The following is a 21650-nucleotide window of genomic DNA, read 5'->3' as shown; positions in this document are numbered from 1 at the left end:
CGCCCGTGGATCACAGCGCCCGCTCGCACGTCGTGTCCGACGGCGGCGAGACGACCCCGCCGCGCACGACCTGGACCTGGGCGCACCGGGTCGTCCCGGCCGCGACCCTCTGGGTGAGGGCGGGGGTCGTCACCGTCTGCGGGGCGGCCTGCTGCGCGGCGTCCTTGGTCGGGCCGACGAAGACCCGGAAGGTGTCGCCCTTCTCCGGCCCGTCGTAGGTCCACGTGAAACCGACCGCGCCCGCCGAGGCCCTCGCCGTCACGGTCGGGGCCGTGTAGACGGCGTCGCCGAGCGCGCTGGTGTCCTTCGGGGTGGACACCGTGCGGGACGGGGTCGGCGCCGCGGGGGTCGCCGCGCCGCGCGGGCGCAGCACGGCGACCCCGACGACGACGAGCAGGACGACGACGGCCGCCGCGAGGACGGGGACCAGCCAGCCGGGGCGCCCCCTCGGGCCGGCCGGCGGACCGTCGGGAGCGGGGCGCGCGGCCGGCGGGACGAGGTCCTCGTCGATGAGCCGCGGCGTGCGCTGCGGGCCGAGGTCGCCCGCCGCCCGGCCCGGGGCGGCGGTGCCGGACGGCCCGTCCGAGCGGCGCACGGTCCGCTCCTCGACCTCGCCGGCGGGACCCACGGGTGCGGCGGGGGGTGCGGCGGGGGCGCCGTACGGCGTCGCGGGGGTGGGTGGCTGGGCCTGCACCCGGGAGGGGGCCTTGACGCTCGTGCGATCCTCCGGGCCGGCGCCCGGGCCCTCGAGCACGGTGCCGCCGCCGGCGTCGCGGACCCGTACCGGGGTCGGCGGCAGCCGCAGCTCCTGCTCGACCGCGGTCAGCTCGCGGGCGAAGGCGAGGGCGGACGCGGGCCGCAGCCGGCGGTCCTTGGCCATGCCGCGCGCGAGGACGCGCTCGAGCGAGAGGGGGACGTCGGCGCGTCCGGTGCGGGGCACCTCGGAGCGCTTGATCCGCGTCGTCAGCCCGGTCTGGGTGTTGTCGCCGCCGGGGACCGCGAACGGGGAGCGGCCGACGAGCAGGTGCCACAGGGTGGCGGCGAGGGAGTAGACGTCGCCGGCCACGTCGCCGTTGCTGTCGCCGGTGAGGACCTCCGGCGGCGCCCACGGCACGCTGACGCCGATGTCGCCCGTGTCGGCGACGTCGGCGTCCGCGCCGCCGCGCCCGGCGATCCCGAAGTCCGTGAGGGCCGGCTGGTCGTAGTGGTCGACGAGGACGTTGGCCGGCTTGATGTCGCGGTGCACGACCCCGCCGCGGTGCGCGGTCTCGACGGCGGAGGCCAGCTGCACGCCGGTGCGCAGCACCTCCTGGACGGTGAGCGGCTTGCGCTTGGCCCGCTCGCCGAGGTGCGGCGGCGGGTAGTACTCCATGACGAGGTACGGCCGGCCGTCGGGCGCGGTGTCGGCCCAGAAGACCTGGACGATGTGCGGGTGGTTGCCGAAGAGCGCCATCGTGTCCGCCTCGGCGACGAACTGGCGGCGCAGGTCGTCGGTAAGGCCGCGGCCCTTGAGGACCTTGACGGCGACCGACCGGCGGGGTGACTGCTGCTGGTAGAGGTGGACGTCGGCGTACCCGCCCGAGCCGAGCGGCTCGAGGTAGCTCATCCCCGGGATGTCCGGCGGCCCGGACGCGCTCGCCGGGTCTGGTCCGTGCTGGCCGGGCCGGCGGTGCTGGCTGCGCGGGCTCACCGCTCGACCTCGAAGGTGACCTCGACCTCGTCCGCGAGCGAGATCCGGGTGCCGGGCTCGATCAGGCGGGGCTCGTCCGAGCGGAGCAGGACCGGGGCCTGCCCGGGCAGGGCCACCGTCGTGCCGTTGGTCGTCTGCAGGTCGCGGACGAGGACCTGCCACTCGTCGAGGGTGACCTCGAGGTGGGTGCGCGAGACGTCCTTGCGGGGGCTCGCGACCTTGACGACGTGCGGCCGGTCGCCGGCGGGGACGTCGGGGGTCCGCGGGGCGCGGCCGAGCAGGACACCCCGGTCGAGGGTGACGGTGTCGCCGGACGACAGGCGCAGCACCCCGAGCGGCGGGCGGGCGATCCGCACCGGCTGCTGGTCGGGGACGGGCGCGCCGCAGGCGCGGCACGAGCCGGCGTACGGCGGGTTGGGGTGCCCCTGTGGGCAGCGCACCGCGAGCACCGTCGGTCCGGCGACCGGCACCCCGAGCAGGTCGCTGCGGGCGTGGGTGCGGTCGTCGACCTCGTCGGTGTCGTCGACGTCGCCGGTGGGGGCGGTGGGGGCGGTGGGGGTGGTGGGGGCGCTCGGGGCGGTCGGTCCCCAGCGGGTGGGTTCCGGGGCATCGGGGACGGCCGGGCCCGAGCCGGAGTAGAAGCGGGGACCGGCGGGGGCCGGGGACGGCGCCGGGCTCACCACGACGGGGGGCGGAGGGGGCGCAGGGGCGACCGGGGTCGGGGTGGAGGCCGGGGTAGGGGTAGGGGCAGCAGTGGGGGCCGCGGTGGGGGCCGGGGCGGCGCCGTCACGGCGGCTCCACGGGGTGGAGGAGATGAGCAGGCCCCCGTCCGCGGGCTCGGGCGCCGGGCGGACCGCCGGGGAGTCGACGACGGCCGGCGGCGGCGCGGGCTCCTCGACGACGGGATCGGGGGCGTGCGCGGGGACCGGCTCGGGTGACTCGACCGGGTCCTCGACCGGGCCCTCGGCCTCGGCCGCGAGCGCCTCCTCGGCCCGCGTCTGCTCCTCGTGCTCGAGCCGGCGCAGGTACTCGCTGCGCTGCACCGTGCCCCAGAAGAGCTGGTCGAGCCCGAAGTCGGGCGGAGGGTCGTCCGGGGCGGTGCTCGCCGGGAAGGGAGCGGCCGGGGGGGCCGGGTCGACCGCCGGGACCGGGTCGACCGCGGAGACCGGGTCGACCCGCGGCTCCGGCCGGACCGGGGCCACGTCGTGCAGCGTGTGCTCGAGCGGGTCGGGGGTCGGCTCGGGGGTCGGCTCGGGGGTCGGTGGGGTGGCGAGGACCGGGGCCCGGTCGCCCCATCGCGGCAGCGTGGCGAACGGGGACGCAGGGGCGGGCGGCGGTGGGGTGACGGCCGGCGGGGTGACGGGCGCCGGGGTCACGGGGTCGGGGTCGTCCTCGGTGAGCCACCCCCGCGGACCGGCTCCGCCGTCGCCCGACGCCGCCGGGGCCGGGGCCGGGGCCGGCGTCTCGACCGGGACCACGGGCACGGCCGGAGCGGGCGCCGGGACCGCGAGCGCCGGGACCGCGAGCGCCCCGGGGGCCGGCGGCGCACCGACCCGCAGCCGCACGGTGCGCACCGCCGCGCCGCCGACCTCGTCGACGACCTCGTCCAGGGCACCGCCACCGGGGACGAGGACGCGCGGGTCCCCGTCGCCGTCGAGCTGCGCCCACACGGGCCCGCGCGCGACGACGCGAGGACCGCGGTCGGTGGGGGCGGTGCCGACGTACGCCGGCCCGGCCCCCTGACCGGGGTCGGCGTCGAGCGAGGCGAGGACCGCGCCGAGGTCGTCCTCGGCGTCCGCGACGTCGCTGGCGCGCAGGAGCCGGGCGTCGGTGTCGGGCAGGCCGACGACGAGGTGCAGGGTCGCGCCGCCGATGTAGGTCCAGCCGCTGAGGATGACGGGGACGTCGACCCGCGCGGGGGTGCTCACCACGTCACCTGTCCGTCCCCCTCGACCGGGCGGTCCCTCGGGACCGTCTCCTCCTCGCCGTCGTCGCGGTCGTGGTCGGCCCCGCCCGAGGGGACCCGGCCGAAGGCGACGACGATCACCGTGATGTTGTCGCGGCCGCCGCGGTCGCGGGCGCGCTGGACCAGCTCGCGCGCGGCGGCGCCGACGTCGGGGACGGCGAGCAGGACGCCGCGGATCTCGGCGTCCTCGACCTCGTTGGTCAGGCCGTCGCTGCAGACGAGGAACCGGTCGCCGGCCTCCTGCGGGACGACCCACGTGTCGACGCCGCCGAGCGGGTCGTGGCCGAGGGAGCGGGTGACGACGTGCCGCGCCGGGTGCCGGCGCGCCTGCTCCGCGGTGATGACGCCGGCGTCGACCAGCTCCTGCACCTCGGAGTGGTCGACGGACACCTGGACGAGGCTCGAGTCGGGGCGCAGGTGGTAGACCCGGGAGTCGCCGACGTTGAAGACCGCCCAGTGCGCCGCGCCGGCGACGTCGACGACCGCGACCCCCGCCACCGTCGTGCCCATCCCGCGCCGGTCCGGGTGGCGCCCGGCCTCGGCGACGATCTCGCGGTTGGCCTCCTCGACCTGGGCGACGAGGTGCTCGACGCGCAGGCCCGGGCGGCCGTCGAGCCGGGCCACGGCGTCGGCGGCGATCCGGCTCGCCACCTCGCCGGCGGCGTGCCCGCCCATCCCGTCGGCGACGACGAAGATCGTGCCGGCCGCGAGGGCGCTGTCCTCGTTGAGGGTGCGGACCCGGCCGGTGTCGGTGGCGAGCGCGGCGGCCAGGGCAGGGGCGTGGATCACGACGCCGCCCACGGGGTGACGGTGGCCGTCGAGAGGACCTCGCGCAGGGCGTCGTACTCCTCGCGCACCCGCGGCCCTCCGCAGGTCCCGGTCAGCCGGACCAGCCGGGTGGGCCCACCGGGGACCAGCGCCGGCAGGACGTGGAGCAGGTGGACCTGGAGCACCGTGCCCAGGCCGTCCTCCACCCACGACAGGTCGGTCCCGACGAGCTCGAGGTCGCCGAGCGACGCACGGAAGGGGTCCGAGGCGACGCCGCCCGGCCGCTGCGCCACGGACCCCCGCAGCTCGGCGAGCGGGGCCGCGACGTCGAGCCCGGGCTCGCCCGTCTCGACCCGCACCTCGACCGTGGGGACCGGTCCGGCGGGCTCGTCCTCACCCGGCAGCCGGCCGGCGGCCAGCACCGTCCCGGGCACGACGACCGGCGCCCAGCCGTCGGGCAGCACGACGTGCACGCTCGGTGGTCCCGGGAAGAGGTCGCTCGGGAAGCTGACGGGGGTGGGCATCGTGTGGGTGGGTCCTGGGTGGGTCCTGGGTGGGTCCGACGGACGTCGGTCGGGGTGCGGTGGTGGGGACCCCGCGGACGACGACCGTACGACGTCCTGCCCCTCACCGCGACGGGGAGGACTCCCCACCGGCACCCCCGCGAATCGGATCCGGCCCGCTCGGCTCGGGTCGTGACCCGAGCCGAGCCCGACGAACCCGATTCGCGGGTCAGCCGGACCGGGCCGCCCACCAGGCGAGCAGCCGCTCGCGGGCGACGTCCTCACCGAGCACCCCCTCGTCGAGCCGCAGCGCGAGCAGGAACCGGTACGCCTCGCCGACCTCCCGGCCGGGCGGGATGCCGAGGACGCGGCTGATCTCGTGCCCGTCGAGCTCGGGCCGGACGGCGGCGAGCTCCTCCTGCGCCTGGAGGCGCTCGATCCGGGCCTCGAGGTCGTCGTACGTGCGGGCGAGCCGCGCCGCCTTGCGGGCGTTGCGGGTCGTCGAGTCCGACCGGGTCAGCAGGTGCAGGTGGGCCAGCAGCGGCCCGGCGTCGGTGACGTAGCGGCGCACCGCGGAGTCGGTCCACTCGCCGCCGCCGTACCCGTGGAAGCGCAGGTGCAGCTCGACGAGCCGCGAGACGGCCTTGACCGTCTCCTTGTCGTAGCGCAGCGCCGTGAGCCGCTTGGCGCTCAGCTTGGCCCCGACGAGCTCGTGGTGGTGGAAGCTCACGCCGCCGCCGTCCTCGAACCGCCGCGTCGCCGGCTTGCCGATGTCGTGCAGCAGCGCCGCCAGCCGCAGCACGAGGTCGGGGCCGCGGACCTCCAGCGGCGCCTCGACGCCCACCACCCGGCGCGGGCCCTCGAGGGCGATGGCCTGGTCGAGGACGGTGAGCGAGTGCTCGTAGACGTCCTTGTGCCGGTGGTGCTCGTCGACCTCGAGCTGGAGCGCCGGCAGCTCGGGCAGGACGTGCGCGGCGAGACCCGTGTCGACGAGCAGCCGCAGGCCCTCGCGCGGCTGCGCGGTGAGCAGCAGCTTGGACAGCTCGTCGCGCACCCGCTCGGCGCTGACCATGGTGATCGTCGGCGCCCGCTCGGTCATCGCCGCGCGCACCTCGGTCCCGACCCGCAGCCCCAGCTGCGCGGCGAACCGCGCCGCCCGCATCATCCGCAGCGGGTCGTCGGCGAACGACTCGGTCGCCGTCGCCGGGGTCCGCAGCACCCGGCCGGCCAGGTCCTCGAGCCCGCCGTGGAGGTCGACGAACTCCAACTGCGGCAGCCGCAGCGCCATCGCGTTGACGGTGAAGTCGCGCCGCACGAGGTCCTCCTCGAGCGAGGTGCCGAAGCGCACCTGCGGCTTGCGGCTGGTCCGGTCGTACTCGTCGGTGCGGTACGTCGTGATCTCGAGGTGGTCGTGCCCCTTGCGCAGCCCGATCGTGCCGAAGGCGCGCCCGACGTCCCAGTGCGCGTCGGCCCAGCGCCGGGTCAGCTCGAGCACCCGGTCCGGCTCGGCGTCGGTGGTGAGGTCGAGGTCGACCGCCGGGCGGCCGAGGAAGGCGTCGCGGACGGGGCCGCCGACGAGCGCGAGCTCGTGCCCGGCGGCCGCGAAGAGGGCGCCCACCTCCTGCAGCAGCGGCAGGACGGGGGCGAGCCCGGCCACGGCGCGCTCGAGCAGCCGGGCGGTCACGGCCGGGGGGTCGGCGGGGGTCGGCGGCACGACCGTCAAGCGTAGGCGCTGGCGCGGGGGGCGCCGGACGCCGTACGGCGCGCCGGACGACCCGCACCCGGGCCCGAGGGCGCCGGGCGTCACGGTCGCGGTCGTTATCGTGGGGGGATGGCAGCGCAGACGTCGGGAGAGGCGCGGTCCGCGCGCCGTCTGCCCGCCGTCGAGGAGCGCTCGGCCGGCGGCGTCGTCGTCGACGTCCACGAGGGGGCGGCGCGGATCGCCGTCATCGCCCGCCGCAACCGCGCCGGCCGGGTCGAGTGGTGCCTGCCCAAGGGCCACATCGAGCCGGGAGAGACCCTCCCGCAGACCGCCGAGCGCGAGGTCGCCGAGGAGACCGGCATCACCGCCCGCGTCCTCGCCGAGCTCGGGACGATCGACTACTGGTTCGCCACCTCCGACCACCGCGTCCACAAGGTCGTGCACCACTACCTGCTCGAGGCCACCGGCGGCGAGCTGACCATCGAGAACGACCCCGACCACGAGGCCATCGACGTCGCGTGGTTCCCGCTGCCCGACGTGCACCGCCACCTCACCTTCCCCAACGAGCGCCGCATCGCCCAGATGGCGTGGGAGCGGCTGGCGGGGACGGCGTGACGCGACCGCCCCGGACGGCGCGGCTGGCCGGGGCCGCGGTCCTCGTCGCCCTGCTCGCCGGCCCGGTCGCCGTCACCGCCGCCGCGGCCCCCGCCTCGTCCGCCACCCCCGCCCGTACGGCGACCCGCCCGGCCGCCACCGCCGACGCCGGCACCGTCGTGCTCACCGCCGTCTCCCCCGCGGTCGTCACCCGCGGCACCGCCGTGACCGTGACGGGGACGCTGACCGCGGGGTCGGTGGCGCTGCAGGCCCCGACGGTGAGCCTGGTGCGCGGCACCACGCGGCTCGACACCCGCGACGACGTGACGAGCTGGGCGGCGGGCACGGACCCCGCCACCGGGACGACGTACGGGACCGCGCAGCCCGCCCCGACGCTGGCGCCCGGGCAGGGGGTGGCCTTCACCATCACCGTCCCCGCCGGGCGGGTGCGCGACTCCTCGCCGTGGGGCGCGCTACCGGTGTCGGTGCAGGTGACGTCGACGCAGGGCGCCAGCGCCGTGCACACGTTCCTCGGCTGGTGGGCCCGCAAGGAGTACCAGCCGCTGCAGGTCGGCGTCGTCGCCCCCGTCACCCTCGAGCCCTCGACGCGGCTGTGGGCCGACGACCCCGACGCCCGGGTCCGCGCCTGGGTCGACGAGATCGGCCCCGGCAGCCCGGTCGACCACCTGCTGTCCGGCACCGACGTCCCCGGCGTGCCCGTCGCGTGGGCGGTCGACCCGGCGACGGTCGGCGACGACACCGGCCCGAGCCCGTCGGGCTCGGGCTCGGGGTCGTCGGGGACGTCCTCGGGCTCGCCCACGTCGGGCTCGACGGGCACGTCCACGGGCACGCCGACGAGCACCCCCGGCGGGACCTCGACGGGCACCACGACCCCCACGACCCCCACGACCCCCACGACCCCGTCCGAGGGCACCGGCGGGGCGATCGCGGACGCCGCCGCGATCCGGGTCGAGCGGGCGCAGGACGCCCTCGTCGCCCGGCTCGTCCGGGGCGCGACCGGGCACCCGCTGTGGGCCCTGCCGCCCGCGGACCCCGACCTGGCCGCCTACGCGAGCGCCGGCGACCCCACCGTCACCGCGCAGGTGCGCGACTCGGCGGCGCTGGCCACCCGGCTGCGGGTGCCCACGACGTCGGTCACCACCGGCCTGGCCTGGCCCGTCGACGGGGCCCTGGCGCCGGCCACGGAGCAGGGCCTGCGGACGACGTACGGCGCCGCGCTGCAGGGCGCGTTCGTCTCCTCCAGCACCCTGCCCGGGTCCTCCGGCTACACCCCCACCTCGCCGCACCAGTCGCCCGGCGGGCTGCCCGTCCTCGCCTGGGACGACGGTCTCAGCGCCCTCGCCGCGCGCACGACGAGCACCGAGCAGGGGGTGCTGGCCACCCAGCAGCTCGTCGCGCAGACCGCGGCCCTGCTCGGGCAGAGCCCCGGCATCCCGCGCTCCTTCCTCGTCGCCCTGCCGCGCGGGCTGGACCCGGACCCCGCGGCGCTGCGGGGGCTCCTCGGCGCGCTGGGGACGACGCCGTGGGTGCAGGTCGGCGACCCCGCGACGCTGCTCGCCGCCGCCCGCACCGAGTCGCCGGTCTCCACCCTCGGCACGAGCACGTGGACCACGCCCGGGACCGCGCCCGGCACCGGCGTGCTCGCCCGCGCGCAGACCGCCCGCGGCGCCCTCGACACCGTCGCGAGCCTGCTGCCCGACCGCGGCACCGACCGCGACCGGTGGGCCGACGCCCTCGACCAGCTCACCTCGACCCGCTGGCGCGGGCAGGCCGCGGCGGCCGCGAGCCTCGTCACCGGCGCCCAGCGCTGGGCGACCGCGTCGACGAGCAACATCCGGGTCGTGTCGCAGGACACGAACTTCCTCGCCGACGAGGGGACCCTGCAGGTCACCGTCGTCAACGACCTCACCGACCCGGTGTCCGGCCTGCTCGTCCGGCTGGCGCCGGGCAACCCCCGGCTGCGGGTCGTCGAGCAACCCGCCGCCGTGACCATCGGGGCCAAGTCACGGATCACCGTGCAGGTGCGGGTGCGCGCGCTCGCCGCGGGGCTGGTGCCGGTGACCGTCGACCTGCGCACCGCCGACGGGGCGAGCGTGGGCACGCCGGCCCAGCTCAACGTGCGCGCGAACCCGCCGGGACGCGGGTTCTACCTCGTCTCCGGGGGCGTCGTCGTGCTCGTCCTGCTCGCCGGCGTCGTGCGACAGGCCCGGGGATGGCGCCGCCGCCGCCGCGCGGTCGCGTCCCCGTAGGATGCGCAAAAGCCCCGCCACGGGTCCTCGGTCGTCCCCGACCGGGCCGCGGCGGGTGATCTGACGGGAACCCGAGGGGGAGCAGTGCGCGGCGTGGGCCCAGGGTCGACCCTCGGCGGCCGGTACGTGCTCGACACCCGGGTGCAGCAGGCACCGGCCTTCGAGCGCTGGCACGCGACCGACGAGACCCTCGAGCGCGAGGTCGTCGTCCTGTGCTTCCCGCTCCGGGCGTCGGCGGACGAGGCGGGGGCGGCCGAGGACACCGGCGACGGGCGACCGGACGACCGGGCGGCCGCCGCCCTGGACGCCGCGCGACGGGCCGCGGGCGTCGAGGACGCCCGGCTGGTCCGGGTCCTCGACGTCGGTCGCGACGGCGCGACGGCGTACGTCGTCGAGGAGCCCCTGGGCGGCGCCCGCGACCTCGTCGACCTCGTCGCCGACGGTCCGCTGCCCGGCGAGGAGGCACGTCGCCTCGTCGGCGAGGCCGCGGCCGGGCTCGAGGCCGCCCGTCGGCGCGGGCTGCACCACGGCGCCCTCGACCCCGCGGGTCTGCTGCGGATGCCCGACGGTCGGGTCAAGGTCCGGGGCCTGGCCACGCAGGCGGCGCTAATGGGGCTCGACGACCTCGACGCGTCGTCGGCGTCCCGCGAGGATGCCGTCACCCTGGTCGCCCTCGCCCACGCGGCGCTGACCGGCACCTGGGCCGGCGACCACGCCGCCCGCGCGCTGCACCGTGGCGCCAGGGGGACCGACGGGACCGAGGGGCCGCCGGTGGCGCTGCCGCCGGCGCCACGGAGCGTCTCCGGCGTGCTCGCGCCGTCCGAGGTCGTCACCGACGTGCCCGCCGACCTCGACACCATCGCGCGGCTCACCCTCGCCGAGGGGCAGGGTCCGCTCACCCCCGGCGACCTCGCCGGGCAGATCGCACCGTGGTCGCGCTCGATGGTGCCGTCCCCCGTCCCCGGGGGCCGTCCGGCGCGTCTCGAGCTCGCGGGCGACGACGACCGTGAGGACGGCGACGCCGGCGGGCAGGAGGCGGCGGCCGCGCAGGACCGGCGGGACCGCGCACCGACCCCGAAGCGGGCGACCACCGTCCTGGGGATGAGCCTGGGCCGCGCCGCGGGTGAGACCTCGGCCTCCGCGGTCGGTCCCGCCTCCGCGGACGCCGCCGACGCGGCGGCTGCCGCCGACCGGGCCGGGACCGCCGCGGGCGCCGAGGGCGTGGGCGCGACGGTGGCCGGGGCCGCCGTCCTCGACCGCGGCGCCGACGACACCGGTGAGCAGCCGGTCGTCCCCGCCGCCCGCGGCCGGCGCCGTCCCGGCCGGGAGCGACCCGACGCGCCGATGCGGATGACCCGCGACATGCGCGTCTCGGAGACGCTTGCCGAGAGCGACGAGGAGCTCGAGTCGCCCCTGCCGATGGTGCGGGTCCCCTCCCAGGTGGGGGCGGACCACACCGGCGTCGTCCTCGCGATCGTCGCCGCCGCGGTCGTGCTCGTCGCCGTCCTCGGCATCGTCGGGGTCTCGCAGATCGGCAGCAACGGCAGCCCGATGGCGGCCGCGACCGCCACGTCCACGGCGACGGCGAGCGCCCGGCCCACGGCCACACCGACGCCCTCGGCGACGACGACGGCCACCGGCGCGCCGCTGCAGGAGGTCGCCATCGTGCAGGCCCAGCCCTGGGACCCCCAGGGCGACGGCCAGGAGGGCAACGCCTCCGCGCCGCGGGCCTTCGACAAGGACCCGTCCACGATGTGGCGCTCGCAGACCTACCAGTCGGCGGCGTTCGGCGGGTTCAGCAAGACCGGCATCGGTCTCGTCCTCGACCTCGGGCAGCAGACCCCGGTCCGCCAGGTCACGGTCACCCTCGTGGGCGGGTCCGACGTGTCGGTCTACGTCGCCTCCCGCGAGTCGCTCGACGGGGCGACGCTCGTCGGCAGCTCCAGCGGCAAGGACGGCACGCTGACCTTCACCCCGCCCTCCGGCAGCGCCGAGGGCCAGCTGGTGATCCTGTGGTTCACCAAGCTCGCCCCCGACGGGAACGGCGCCTACCGCGCCCAGGTCGCCGAGGCCACGGTGAGCCGGTGACCCCGGCGACGCCGGTGGATCGGTGAGCCACCCGGGAGGAGCCGGCGAAGGGGCCGGCGACCCGGACCGGCCGGCGCTCGACCTCGCCACGGCCGACGACGCCACCCTGCTCGCCGCGCACGTCCAGGGTGACCCGGACGCGTTCGGGGAGATCTTCCGCCGCCACAAGGACCGCCTCTGGGCCGTCGCGCTGCGCACCTGCGGTGACCGCGAGCTGGCCTCGGACTGCCTGCAGGACGCCTTCGTCGCGGCCTTCCGGCGCGCCGGCACCTTCCGCGGCGACGCCGCGGTGACGACCTGGCTGCACCGCATCGTCGTCAACGCCTGCCTCGACCGGCTCCGCCGCCGCCGTCCGACGTCGCCCCTGCCCGACACCGAGCTGCCCGACCGGCACGACGACCACCGCAGCACCGAGGTCGCCCTCGACGTGCGCGAGGCCCTCGCCCGCCTGCCCGAGGGTCAACGGATCGCCCTCGTCCTCGTCGACATGCAGGGCCTGTCCGTCGCCGACGCGGCCGCCGTCCTCGAGGTCGCCGAGGGCACCGTCAAGTCCCGCTGCGCCCGCGGCCGCGCCCAGATGGCCGAGCTCCTCGGCCTCGTCCGCACCGCCGACGGCCGGCTCGTCGACCGCACCGACGACCCCCCCGGTCCCTGACCCGCCCGGACATTATCGGGTCACCCGAGAAAGTCAGGCCCCGCCGGAGAACCGTTGTCCGGCAGAGCCTGACGTTATCGGGTCGCCCGATAATGTCCGGAGCCCTTCGACGAGCCGGGGGAACCGGGGGGCGTCCCGTGACGTCGGAACGACGGTCACCCGCGTGCCCGCCGCCGCTCCACCCGTGCCCCGACCGAGCAGGATCCCCATGAGCACCCCGCCCCCCACCGGCCCCCCGCCGGAGCTGCCGCCCGGCGCGGCGGACCGGCTGGCCGCGCTGCTGCGGGAGGCGGCCGGGCGCGACGATGCCCTGCCGCCCCCGGTCGCGGACCGGCTCGAGGGCACCCTCGCCGCCCTCGCGCACGACCGCGCGGTCGCCGACACCCGGGTGCGCGAGCTGCTGGCCGCCGAGCCCGTGCCGGCCCTGCCCGCCGAGGTCGACGCCCAGGTCGCGGCCGCCCTGGCCGCGGCGGCCGCGGAGCGCGGGTCCGAGCCACGCCACATCGACGACCTGGCCGTCCGCCGGCTGCGCAGCGCTCTCGCGGCCGACGACGCCGGGCCGCTGCCCGCCGACGTCGAGCAGCGCATCGTCGCGGCCCTCGTCGCCGAGGGCATGCCCGCCCCCACCCCGGTCGCGCCGGCCCCGCACCGGCGCCACCTGCGCCTGCCCGCCTGGACCCCCGAGCGGTCCCGCCCCCGGTGGGTCCTCGTGCTGGCGGCGGCCGCCGCGGTGGTCGTCCTCGCCGGGCTCGGCTCCGTCGTCGTCCGCGCCGTGCGCGGCAGCACCCCCGACGAGTCCGTCGCGGCGATCAGCGTCGGCACCTCCCAGCACCGGTACGACGCCGCGTCGCTCGGGGCGCAGGCCCGCCGCCTGCTCGACACGCCCGGCACCGGCGCGAGCGGGGGCGAGGCCGCCGCCGGGCCGCTGGCCACCCGCGCCGGCGTCGACGCGTGCCTGCGCGGGCTGGGTCTGCAGGGAGCGAGCGCCGTGGCGGTCGACCTCGCGACGTACGACGGTCGCCCCGCCGCGGTGCTCGTCGTCACCGCCGGCGGCCGCACGAGCGCCTGGGTGGTCGCCCGCAGCTGCTCGGCGCAGGACCCCGGCACGGTGCGCGGCGACGTCCCCGTGCCCTGAGCGCACGTCCCGGGGGAACATCGGCGGGGCGTGGATGGTTCTGCTGGGCGACACCACTATCTTGGGGTCGCGGCTCCCCGCCCGCACAGCATGTGGGGTCCGGCAGGTGGACGAGGCCCTCGTCCCGCCCCGGGAGCCGCCCGTATCGACCCGACCGGAGGACGCGTACCCGTGAGCACCGACGTGCGCACCGACATCCGCAACGTCATCGTCATCGGCTCCGGACCGGCGGGCTACACCGCCGCCGTCTACGCCGCCCGCGCCGACCTCGCCCCCCTCGTCTTCGAGGGCAGCGTGACGGCCGGCGGCGCGCTGATGAACACCACCGAGGTCGAGAACTTCCCCGGCTTCCGCGAGGGGATCATGGGCCCGCAGCTCATGGAGGAGATGCGCGCGCAGGCCGAGCGCTTCGGCGCCGAGCTCGTCACCGACGACGTCACCGCGGTCGACCTGTCCGGCGAGATCAAGACCGTCACCGACGGCGAGGGCCGGGTGCACCGGTCGCGCAGCGTCATCCTCGCCATGGGGTCGGCGTACCGCGAGCTCGGGCTGCCCGACGAGAAGCGGCTCTCCGGCCACGGCGTCTCGTGGTGCGCGACCTGCGACGGGTTCTTCTTCCGCGACCAGGATATCGCCGTGGTCGGCGGCGGCGACTCCGCCGTCGAGGAGGCCACCTTCCTCACGAAGTTCGCCCGGTCGGTGACGATCGTGCACCGCCGCGACGAGCTGCGCGCCTCGAAGATCATGGCCGCCCGTGCCCACGGCAACGACAAGATCCGCTTCGCGTGGAACTCCGAGGTCGTCGGGATCCACGGCGACCCCAAGCTCAGCGGCGTCACCCTGCGCGACACCGTCACGGGCGAGGAGCGCGAGCTGGCCGTCACCGGCCTCTTCGTCGCCATCGGCCACGAGCCGCGCAACGAGCTGGTCCGCGAGCTCGTCGACCTCGACCCCGAGGGGTACGTCGTCACCGGCTCCGACGCCGGGCTCGAGGGCCACGCCGACACCGCGACCCGGATCCCCGGGGTCTTCGCCTGCGGCGACCTCGTCGACCACACCTACCGCCAGGCCATCACCGCCGCCGGCTCCGGCTGCCAGGCCGCCCTCGACGCCGAGCGCTTCCTCGCCACGCTCGAGGACGCGGAGTACGCCGCCCACCCGGACGGCGCCTCGCCGGCCGACCAGGAGGCCCCGACCGCGGAGCCTGTCGGCGCCCGGCCGTAACGTCTCGCCCGCGACCCCCGCAGCGCCACCGGAAGACCACCCCCGACCCACCCACCGCACGGAAGGACCCGCCATGGGCCAGCACACCAAGGACACGACCGACGCCACCTTCGAGGCGGACGTCCTCAAGAGCGACAAGCCCGTCCTCGTCGACTTCTGGGCCGACTGGTGCGGCCCGTGCAAGGCCGTCGCCCCGGTCCTCGAGGAGATCGCCGGCGCGCACGCCGACAAGATCGAGGTCTACAAGCTCGACACCGACGCCAACCCGGCGATCACGACGAAGTACGGCGTCACGAGCATCCCGACGATGAACGTCTACGTCGGCGGCGAGGTCGTCAAGACCCTCGTCGGCGCCCTGCCGAAGCCGCGCCTGCTGCGCGAGCTTGAGGACTACCTGGCCTGAACCGGCCACCCCGTACGGCGCCGCCCAACCCGGGCGGCGCCGTCGGCGTCTGGAGGGTGTGCGGGGGGCTAGGGTGCCTCGACCCCGCCCTCGACGGCTCCCTCGATGGCTCCCACGAGCCGCCCTCGACCCTGCCCGACCCAGCCCCGACCCAGCCCCGACCAGCCCTGCGGAGGTGCCCGCCGTGACCGACCAGCCCGACACCGTCGCCGGCGAGACCGTGCTCCGCCGTGGTGCCGCGGGGGACGCCGTACGGCGCCTGCGCGCCCGTCTGCACGCGACCGGCGACCTCACGCCCACCGGCCCCGCCCCGGACGACGGCTTCGACGAGCCGACCGACCGGGCCGTGCGCGCCTTCCAGCAGCGCCGCGGGCTCATCGTCGACGGCGTCGTCGGCCGCTCGACCGCCGGCGCGCTCGAGGCCTCTGCGTGGGCGCTCGGCGACCGGCTGCTGCGGCACCTGCCCGGCCACCTGCTGCGCGGCGACGACGTCGACACGCTCCAGCAGCGCCTCGTCGGGCTCGGCTTCGACCCGGGCCGCGTCGACGGGGTCTACGGGCCGCAGACCGAGGACGCCGTCCGGGCCTTCCAGCGCGGCTACGGCCTCGTGCCCGACGGGCTCGTCGGACCGCAGACGCTGCGCTCCCTCGACAACCTGCGCCGCAGCGTCAGCGGTGGCGCGCCGCACGTCCTGCGCGAGGCCGAGCGCGTACGACGCTCCGGCCACCAGCTCGCCGGCCGGGTCGTCGTCGTCGACGCCGGGCACGGCGGCGAGGACGGCGGCGGTCGCGGGAGCACTCCCGACGGCGCCCACCTCGACGAGGCGGACGTCGTCCTCGACCTCGCCCGCCGGATCGAGGGGCGGCTCGGCGCGCACGGCGCCACGGTGCTGCACAGCCGCTCCGGGGGCACCGCGGACGGGGGCTCGGAGGAGGAGCGCGCGCAGTTCGCCAACGACTGCGGCGCCGACCTCGTGCTGTCCCTGCACTGCGACCACGCCGGGTCCGGCGTCGCCAACGGCGTGGCGACCTTCTACTACGGCCACGACGGCGTCGGCGCCTGGTCCGCCGTCGGCCACCAGCTCGCCGAGCTCATGCAGCGTGAGGTGGTCGCCCGCAGCGGACTGACCGACTGCCGCTCGCACGCGCGCACCTGGACGCTGCTCCAGGCGACGACCATGCCGACGGTGCGGCTCGAGGTGGGCTACCTCAGCAACCCCGCCGACGCGGCCGCGCTGGCGTCCCCCGCCGTGCGCGACGACATCGCCGAGGGCGTGGTCGTCGCCCTGCAGCGCCTCTACCTCGGTGAGGACGACGTCGCCGAGACCGGCCTGCTGCGCCTCGGCGAGCTGCGCCGGATGCTCGACGCCGCCCGCGCCGCCGGCTGACTCCCGGACTCACCCGAATCGGATTCACCGGGCTCGGCTCCCGTCACGACCCGAGCCGAGTGGACCGACTCCGATTCACGTGAAACCGAGCCGACCCTCCTGAATCGGATTCACCGGGCTCGGCTCCCGTCACGACCCGAGCCGAGCGGACCGAATCCGATTCGGGTGGGTCAGAGCGCGGTGGGGTCGTCGCGGTGCGCGGCGCCGACCGGGGCCGGGGCACCCAGGCCGCGCACGGGGGCGAAGAGCCGTTCCACGGCCTGCTCGACCTCGGAGCGCCAGCGCAGGACCGTGCGCAGGTCGAGCCGCAGCCGGGGGGACGTCGGGTGCTCGCGGGTGGTCCGGAAGCCGACGGCGCGCAGGAAGTCGCTGGGCAGCACGCACACCGGTCCCGCCGCGCCCGCGGCCGGCAGGGTGAGCCGCGTCGAGCCGTACGCCTCGAGCGCGCGGACCCCCCGGCGCAGCCCGTCCTTGGCCGCCGCCTGGACGAGGACGCGCCCCAGTCCCGTGCCGCGGTGCTCGGGCAGGATGTGCGCCGTCGTCAGCACGACGGCGTCCTGGCTGACCGGCGACGTCGCGAACGCGCCCGAGCGCGGCACGAGGTGCGCGGGGGCGAAGCCGATCCAGCCGGCGGGCACGCCGTCGACGTAGGCGACGCGCCCGGGGCTGCCCCACTCCAGCAGGACCGTGGTCAGCCACCCCTCCTTGGCGTCGATCGCGTCGTCACCGGGGCGCACCTGGGCGGCCTGCGCGGGGCCCAGCTCCCAGAACAGGCAGCGGCCGCACGCGCCCGGCAGGTCCGACAGCCGGTCGAGCGTGAGCGGGAGGATCTCGCGTCCCATCCCCCGATCATCGCGCACTGCTGCCGAACCCGCCCCCCGATGGCAGGGTGAGGACATGGCGAGCAGCGGCGGGACCACGGACGGCACGAGCGGCGCGCGAGGGGGTGGGACCTACGTCGAGGACTCGTTCGAGCGCGACACCGCCTACATCGAGGACCGCATCCTCGACGGCGGGGACCGTTGGCCGGTCGAGCCCGGTCGCTACCGGCTCGTCGTCGCCCGGGCGTGCCCGTGGGCCAACCGCGCCATCATCGTGCGCCGTCTGCTCGGCCTCGAGGACGTCCTGTCGATGGGGGTGTGCGGGCCCACCCACGACGAGCGGTCGTGGACCTTCGACCTCGACCCGGACGGCCTTGACCCGGTGCTGCGGATCCCCCGCATCCAGGACGCCTACCTGGCGCGCTTCCCCGACTACCCGAAGGGGATCACCGTGCCGGCGATCGTCGACGTCCCCTCCGGTCAGGTCGTCACCAACGACTTCCCGCAGATCACCCTCGACCTGGGCTCGCATTGGACGCGTTACCACCGCGAGGGCGCCCCCGACCTCTACCCGGAGCCGCTGCGCGACGAGATCGACGAGGTCAACGCCCGCGTCTACAGCGAGGTCAACAACGGGGTCTACCGCTGCGGCTTCGCCGGGAAGCAGAGCTCGTACGAGGCGGCGTACCGGCGCCTGTTCGACGCCCTCGACTGGCTCGAGGAGCGGCTGACCACGCGCCGCTTCCTCGTCGGCGACACGATCACCGAGGCCGACGTGCGGCTGTTCACGACGCTGGCCCGGTTCGACGCGGTCTACCACGGCCACTTCAAGTGCAACCGGTCCAAGCTCACCGAGATGCCGGTGCTCTGGGCCTACGCCCGCGACCTGTTCCAGACGCCGGGCTTCGGTGACACCACCGACTTCCACGACATCAAGGCGCACTACTACCGGGTGCACCGCGACATCAACCCCACCGGCATCGTCCCGGCCGGGCCCGTCCTCGAGCAGTGGGCCACCCCGCACGGGCGGGAGGCCCTCGGCGGCCGGCCCTTCGGCGACGGCACCCCGCCGGGGCCGGTCAGGGCCGGCGAGGAGGTCCCGCCGGAGCACGACCCGGCCCTGGCCCTGATCTATGCTCAGGAAGCCATCTCCTGAGCATAGATCGTCGATCCCGTTGCGCCGTAACGCGATCTGGTGGGGCCGGCGCGTCAGTCCTGGGCCGCCTCCTGCGCGAGGCCCATGACGTCGAGGATGCGGTGCAGGTCCTCGACCGAGGCGAACTCGACCGTGAGACGCCCCTTGCGCTGACCCAGCGCCAGCTGCACGCGGGTGTCGAAGCGGTCGGAGAGACGGGCGGCGAGGTCGTCGAGCCGGGGGTGGTGCGCGCCCGCCCGCGGGCCGCGGCGCACGGGTCCGGGGGCGGCCTGGTCGCCACCGAGGGAGACGATCTCCTCGACGCTGCGCACGGACAGCCCCTCGGCCACGATCCGCTGCGCGAGCCGCTCCATGGCCGCCCCGTCGGGCAGGCCGAGCAGCGCCCGGGCGTGGCCGGCGCTCAGCACGCCGGCGGCGACCCGGCGGGCGACGACGGGGGGCAGGCGCAGCAGCCGCAGGGTGTTGGAGATCTGCGGACGAGAGCGACCGATCCGGGTCGCCAGCTCCTCGTGGCTGCACCCGAAGTCGTCGAGCAGCTGCTGGTAGGCCGCCGCCTCCTCGAGGGGGTTGAGCTGGCTGCGGTGCAGGTTCTCGAGCAGCGCGTCACGCAGGAGGGCGTCGTCCTGGGTGTCCTTGACGATCGCCGGTACGGCGTCGAGCCCCGCCTCCCGGGAGGCCCGCCACCGCCGCTCGCCCATGATGAGCTCGAACCGCACGCCCTCGGGGACGTCGGGCGTCCCCTCGGGGACGCGCCGGACCACGACGGGTTGCAGGACGCCGATCTCGCGGATCGAGTGGACGAGCTCGTCCATGTCGTCCTGGTCGAACACCGCGCGCGGCTGCTTGGGGTTCGGGCGGATGCTGTCCAGGGGCAGCTCGGCGAACTCGGCCCCGGGCACGGGAGCCAGGCCCTCGGTGGCCGCGGCCGGGACCGGCTGCGCCTCCGGGGTCTCGGCGTCGTCGGTCACGTCCGGCGTGGCCGGCTCGTCGCGGGGGGCGCTCTCGACGGGGGTAGGGGCGTCGACAGGGGACGTCCCACCCTCGGTCACCCCGAACGCCGCGCCGGGCACGGGCCGCGACGAGGGGAAGAAGACGTCGACCGGTCGAGGTCCTCCTTCCGGGGTGGTGCCGGGGGCGTTGGGGATGAGGGCCCCCAAGCCACGGCCCAGCGCACGACGCTTCTCGCTCACGACGACTCCTCCTGGGTGCTGGCCTGCGCGGCGCCCCGGGCGGCGATGTGGCTGGCCGCCTCGAGGTAGGCCAGCGCCCCGCTGCTCAGCGGGTCGTAGGTCATCACCGTCTCCTGGAAGCTGGGCGCCTCCGACACCCGCACCGACCGGGGGATCGACGTGGGCAGCACCTCCTTGGGGAAGTGCGCCCGCACCTCGTCCGCGACCTGCGAGGACAGCCGGGTCCGGCCGTCGTACATGGTCAGGAGGATCGTCGAGACGTGCAGGGCCGGGTTGAGGTGCTTGCGGACCAGCTCGATGTTCTTGAGCAGCTGGGAGAGGCCCTCCAGCGCGTAGTACTCGCACTGGATGGGGATGAAGACCTCGCTCGCGGCGACGAAGGCGTTGATCGTCAGCAAGCCCAGGCTCGGCGGGCAGTCGATGAGGACGTAGTCGACGGGGGTCTGCTCGAGGTACGTCGCGAGCGCCCGCGCGAGCCGCTGCTCCCGTGCGACGAGCGAGACCAGCTCGATCTCGGCGCCGGCCAGGTCGATCGTCGCGGGGACGCACGTCAGGCCGGGCACCGTGGGGCAGGGGGCCACGACGTCGGCGACCGGCACGTCCTCGACGAGGACGTCGTAGACGCTGCGGACCTCGGAGTGGTGGTCGATGCCCAGGGCGGTGCTCGCGTTGCCCTGGGGATCGAGGTCGATGACCAGCACCTGGAGCCCCGACTGGGCGAGCGCGGCGGCGATGTTCACCGTCGTCGTCGTCTTGCCGACGCCGCCCTTCTGGTTGGCGACGGTCATCACCCGGGTGCGGGCCGGTCGGGGGAAGCGGGTCCCCGTGAGGGTGAGCCGGCGACGGGTGTCGGTGGCCAGCGACTGCGCGAGCGGGGTGTCGTCACCCACCACGGGGATCCCGTCCTCGTCGGAGACCGTGGCCGCGACAGGGTCGTCGGACCGGGCTCGCTCGTCGTCGGGCGGCTGGTGGTCGGTACTCGGCTCCGAGACCGGTCTGCCCTTCATCCACCCGACACCCACCGGGGTGGTGTCGCTCTGACCGGGCCACCCGAGACCGGCCACGACCTCCTGGGAGAGACCCGGGCGGACGGCAGGAGTGGGGCTCGCAGTCACCGCGGTATCCAATCACAGCACGGGGTCGCCTCCGACCAGCCCGGCGTGGGGGCTGTTCCACGTGAAACGCCGTCGCAGCGTTTCACGTGAAACAGCGGCCGGTCACCGGGGACGGCGACGTGTCGACGTCGAGCGCTTCGCCCCGGGGCGCTTCGCCGGGGTCCGGCGGTCGGGGACGGGAGACGGGGTCCGGTCACCGACCTCGAGGACCGCGAGCGTGGCCGGTTGCTCGAGGACGGAGGAGCCCAGCTGCTCGACCTGCCACGCGTCGGCCCCCGCCGCCGTGAGCGCGGCGGCGTCCTCGCGCAGCTCGTCCTCGATCGAACGACCCTTGATGGCGAGCAACCGTCCCCCGGGGGCGACGAGCGGCAGGCACCAGCCGGCCAGCACGCCGATCCGGGCCACTGCGCGGGCGGTGACAACGTCGAAGGTCCGGTGCGTCCACAGGCTCTCGGCGCGTCCCTCGTGCACGGTGACGTTGCCCAGTCCCAGCTCCGTCACGGCTCGCTCGAGCCAGATCACCCGGCGATGCAGGGGCTCGACCAGGGTCACCGTGACGTCGGGCCGGGCCAGGGCGAGGACCAGCCCGGGCAGACCGGCCCCGGAGCCGATGTCGGCCAGGGTCGACGACGGCCCCAGCAGCGGGGCCACGACGCCGCAGCCGAGGACGTGACGCTCCCACAGCCGCGGCGCCTCGCGAGGGCCTACCAGCCCGTGGTCGATCCCCGTCGTCGCCAGCAGCGCCACGTAGTGCTCGGCCACCTCGAGCCGGTCCCCGAAGACCGTCACGGCACTCGAGGGGGTGGGCGGGATGCGCTCCTCCGGCGGGACCGCCGGTCGGGACGGGTCGGGCACTCGGCTCTCCAAGGATCGGGCGACGGCACGGGACGGGGTGGTTGAGGGCAACGGTGGCACGAGCGGTCCCGCTGCCGCCAATCCCCTGTCAGGCCCCCTCATCCACCCCATCGTCACCGAGGACCGGG

Annotated in this window: 18 protein-coding genes; 9 read left to right on the top strand and 9 right to left on the bottom strand. The window is 76.4% G+C overall.

The window, feature by feature from the left end; all coding sequences use genetic code 11:
• Positions 1-10: 10 nt before the first annotated feature.
• The 5 genes from FB458_RS07235 to FB458_RS07220 form a co-directional block, all read right to left on the bottom strand.
• Positions 11-1690: a serine/threonine-protein kinase gene (locus tag FB458_RS07235; RefSeq protein ID WP_246061106.1), complete on the bottom strand. Its 1680-nt coding sequence runs from the start codon at positions 1688-1690 to the stop codon at positions 11-13.
• Positions 1687-3618, bottom strand: a complete 1932-nt coding sequence (locus FB458_RS07230) for an FHA domain-containing protein (RefSeq protein ID WP_141847894.1) — start codon at positions 3616-3618, stop codon at positions 1687-1689. The genes FB458_RS07235 and FB458_RS07230 overlap by 4 nt, the downstream gene beginning before the upstream one ends.
• A complete protein-coding gene (locus FB458_RS07225) occupies positions 3615-4457 on the bottom strand; it encodes a PP2C family protein-serine/threonine phosphatase (RefSeq protein ID WP_246061105.1) in 843 nt (280 codons plus the stop codon). Before FB458_RS07225 ends, FB458_RS07230 begins: the two co-directional genes overlap by 4 nt.
• Positions 4442-4948: a hypothetical protein gene (locus FB458_RS21260; protein ID WP_170185590.1), complete on the bottom strand. Its 507-nt coding sequence runs from the start codon at positions 4946-4948 to the stop codon at positions 4442-4444. The genes FB458_RS07225 and FB458_RS21260 overlap by 16 nt, the downstream gene beginning before the upstream one ends.
• Before the next feature lie 208 nt (positions 4949-5156).
• Positions 5157-6641 carry a CCA tRNA nucleotidyltransferase gene (locus tag FB458_RS07220; protein ID WP_246061104.1) on the bottom strand — a complete coding sequence of 495 codons (1485 nt, stop codon included), beginning with the start codon at positions 6639-6641 and terminating at the stop codon, positions 5157-5159.
• Between the two features lie 117 nt (positions 6642-6758).
• On the opposite strand from FB458_RS07220, the gene FB458_RS07215 reads away from it, so the two are divergent.
• The 8 genes from FB458_RS07215 to FB458_RS07180 all read left to right on the top strand — a co-directional run bounded on the left by FB458_RS07215 (position 6759) and on the right by FB458_RS07180 (position 16385).
• Complete coding sequence (locus FB458_RS07215; protein WP_141847892.1) at positions 6759-7244, top strand: NUDIX hydrolase; 486 nt, start codon at positions 6759-6761, stop codon at positions 7242-7244.
• Positions 7241-9493, top strand: coding sequence for a DUF6049 family protein (locus tag FB458_RS07210; protein WP_141847891.1), 2253 nt, complete (start codon positions 7241-7243; stop codon positions 9491-9493). Before FB458_RS07215 ends, FB458_RS07210 begins: the two co-directional genes overlap by 4 nt.
• 93 nt (positions 9494-9586) lie before the next feature.
• Positions 9587-11581, top strand: coding sequence for a protein kinase family protein (locus FB458_RS21580; protein ID WP_211355957.1), 1995 nt, complete (start codon positions 9587-9589; stop codon positions 11579-11581).
• Positions 11582-11603: 22 nt separating this feature from the next.
• Positions 11604-12236 carry an RNA polymerase sigma factor SigM gene (gene sigM, locus FB458_RS07200; protein ID WP_141847890.1) on the top strand — a complete coding sequence of 211 codons (633 nt, stop codon included), beginning with the start codon at positions 11604-11606 and terminating at the stop codon, positions 12234-12236.
• Between the two features lie 208 nt (positions 12237-12444).
• Positions 12445-13371: a hypothetical protein gene (locus FB458_RS07195; RefSeq protein ID WP_141847889.1), complete on the top strand. Its 927-nt coding sequence runs from the start codon at positions 12445-12447 to the stop codon at positions 13369-13371.
• Positions 13372-13542: 171 nt separating this feature from the next.
• Positions 13543-14595: a thioredoxin-disulfide reductase gene (gene trxB / locus FB458_RS07190; RefSeq protein ID WP_246061103.1), complete on the top strand. Its 1053-nt coding sequence runs from the start codon at positions 13543-13545 to the stop codon at positions 14593-14595.
• Between the two features lie 73 nt (positions 14596-14668).
• A complete protein-coding gene (trxA, locus tag FB458_RS07185) occupies positions 14669-14998 on the top strand; it encodes a thioredoxin (protein ID WP_141847887.1) in 330 nt (109 codons plus the stop codon).
• 184 nt (positions 14999-15182) lie between these two features.
• Positions 15183-16385 (top strand): N-acetylmuramoyl-L-alanine amidase, encoded by a 1203-nt coding sequence (locus tag FB458_RS07180; RefSeq protein WP_246061102.1) that lies wholly within the window; start codon positions 15183-15185, stop codon positions 16383-16385.
• A gap of 170 nt (positions 16386-16555) precedes the next feature.
• Here the strand turns inward: FB458_RS07180 and FB458_RS07175 are convergent, their stop codons facing one another.
• The gene (locus FB458_RS07175) at positions 16556-17227 is read right to left on the bottom strand and encodes a GNAT family N-acetyltransferase (RefSeq protein ID WP_141847886.1); all 672 of its coding nucleotides are present in this window, start codon (positions 17225-17227) and stop codon (positions 16556-16558) included.
• A gap of 55 nt (positions 17228-17282) precedes the next feature.
• Between FB458_RS07175 and FB458_RS07170 the strand changes: the two genes are divergently transcribed.
• Complete coding sequence (locus FB458_RS07170) at positions 17283-18362, top strand: glutathione S-transferase family protein (RefSeq protein WP_141847885.1); 1080 nt, start codon at positions 17283-17285, stop codon at positions 18360-18362.
• Between the two features lie 53 nt (positions 18363-18415).
• Here FB458_RS07170 and FB458_RS07165 read toward each other — a convergent pair whose 3' ends face one another.
• The 3 genes from FB458_RS07165 to rsmG all read right to left on the bottom strand — a co-directional run bounded on the left by FB458_RS07165 (position 18416) and on the right by rsmG (position 21522).
• Positions 18416-19552 carry a ParB/RepB/Spo0J family partition protein gene (locus FB458_RS07165; protein ID WP_141847884.1) on the bottom strand — a complete coding sequence of 379 codons (1137 nt, stop codon included), beginning with the start codon at positions 19550-19552 and terminating at the stop codon, positions 18416-18418.
• A complete protein-coding gene (locus FB458_RS07160; RefSeq protein ID WP_141847883.1) occupies positions 19549-20559 on the bottom strand; it encodes a ParA family protein in 1011 nt (336 codons plus the stop codon). Before FB458_RS07160 ends, FB458_RS07165 begins: the two co-directional genes overlap by 4 nt.
• 210 nt (positions 20560-20769) lie before the next feature.
• A complete protein-coding gene (gene rsmG / locus FB458_RS07155; RefSeq protein WP_246061101.1) occupies positions 20770-21522 on the bottom strand; it encodes a 16S rRNA (guanine(527)-N(7))-methyltransferase RsmG in 753 nt (250 codons plus the stop codon).
• Positions 21523-21650: the final 128 nt, after the last annotated feature.

The organism is Lapillicoccus jejuensis, assembly GCF_006715055.1.
Taxonomy (GTDB): domain Bacteria; phylum Actinomycetota; class Actinomycetes; order Actinomycetales; family Dermatophilaceae; genus Lapillicoccus; species Lapillicoccus jejuensis.
This window is presented reverse-complemented; position numbering and strand designations above follow the sequence as displayed.

Excerpts from the sequence above, each read along its gene's own strand:
- FB458_RS21260 (WP_170185590.1), bottom strand. The coding sequence starts at position 4,948 with ATGCCCACCCCCGTCAGCTTCCCGAGCGACCTCTTCCCGGGACCACCG.
- FB458_RS07215 (WP_141847892.1), top strand. The coding sequence starts at position 6,759 with ATGGCAGCGCAGACGTCGGGAGAGGCGCGGTCCGCGCGCCGTCTGCCC.
- FB458_RS07195 (WP_141847889.1), top strand. The coding sequence starts at position 12,445 with ATGAGCACCCCGCCCCCCACCGGCCCCCCGCCGGAGCTGCCGCCCGGC.
- trxA (WP_141847887.1), top strand. The coding sequence starts at position 14,669 with ATGGGCCAGCACACCAAGGACACGACCGACGCCACCTTCGAGGCGGAC.
- FB458_RS07175 (WP_141847886.1), bottom strand. The coding sequence starts at position 17,227 with ATGGGACGCGAGATCCTCCCGCTCACGCTCGACCGGCTGTCGGACCTG.
- FB458_RS07170 (WP_141847885.1), top strand. The coding sequence starts at position 17,283 with ATGGCGAGCAGCGGCGGGACCACGGACGGCACGAGCGGCGCGCGAGGG.
- FB458_RS07160 (WP_141847883.1), bottom strand. The coding sequence starts at position 20,559 with ATGAAGGGCAGACCGGTCTCGGAGCCGAGTACCGACCACCAGCCGCCC.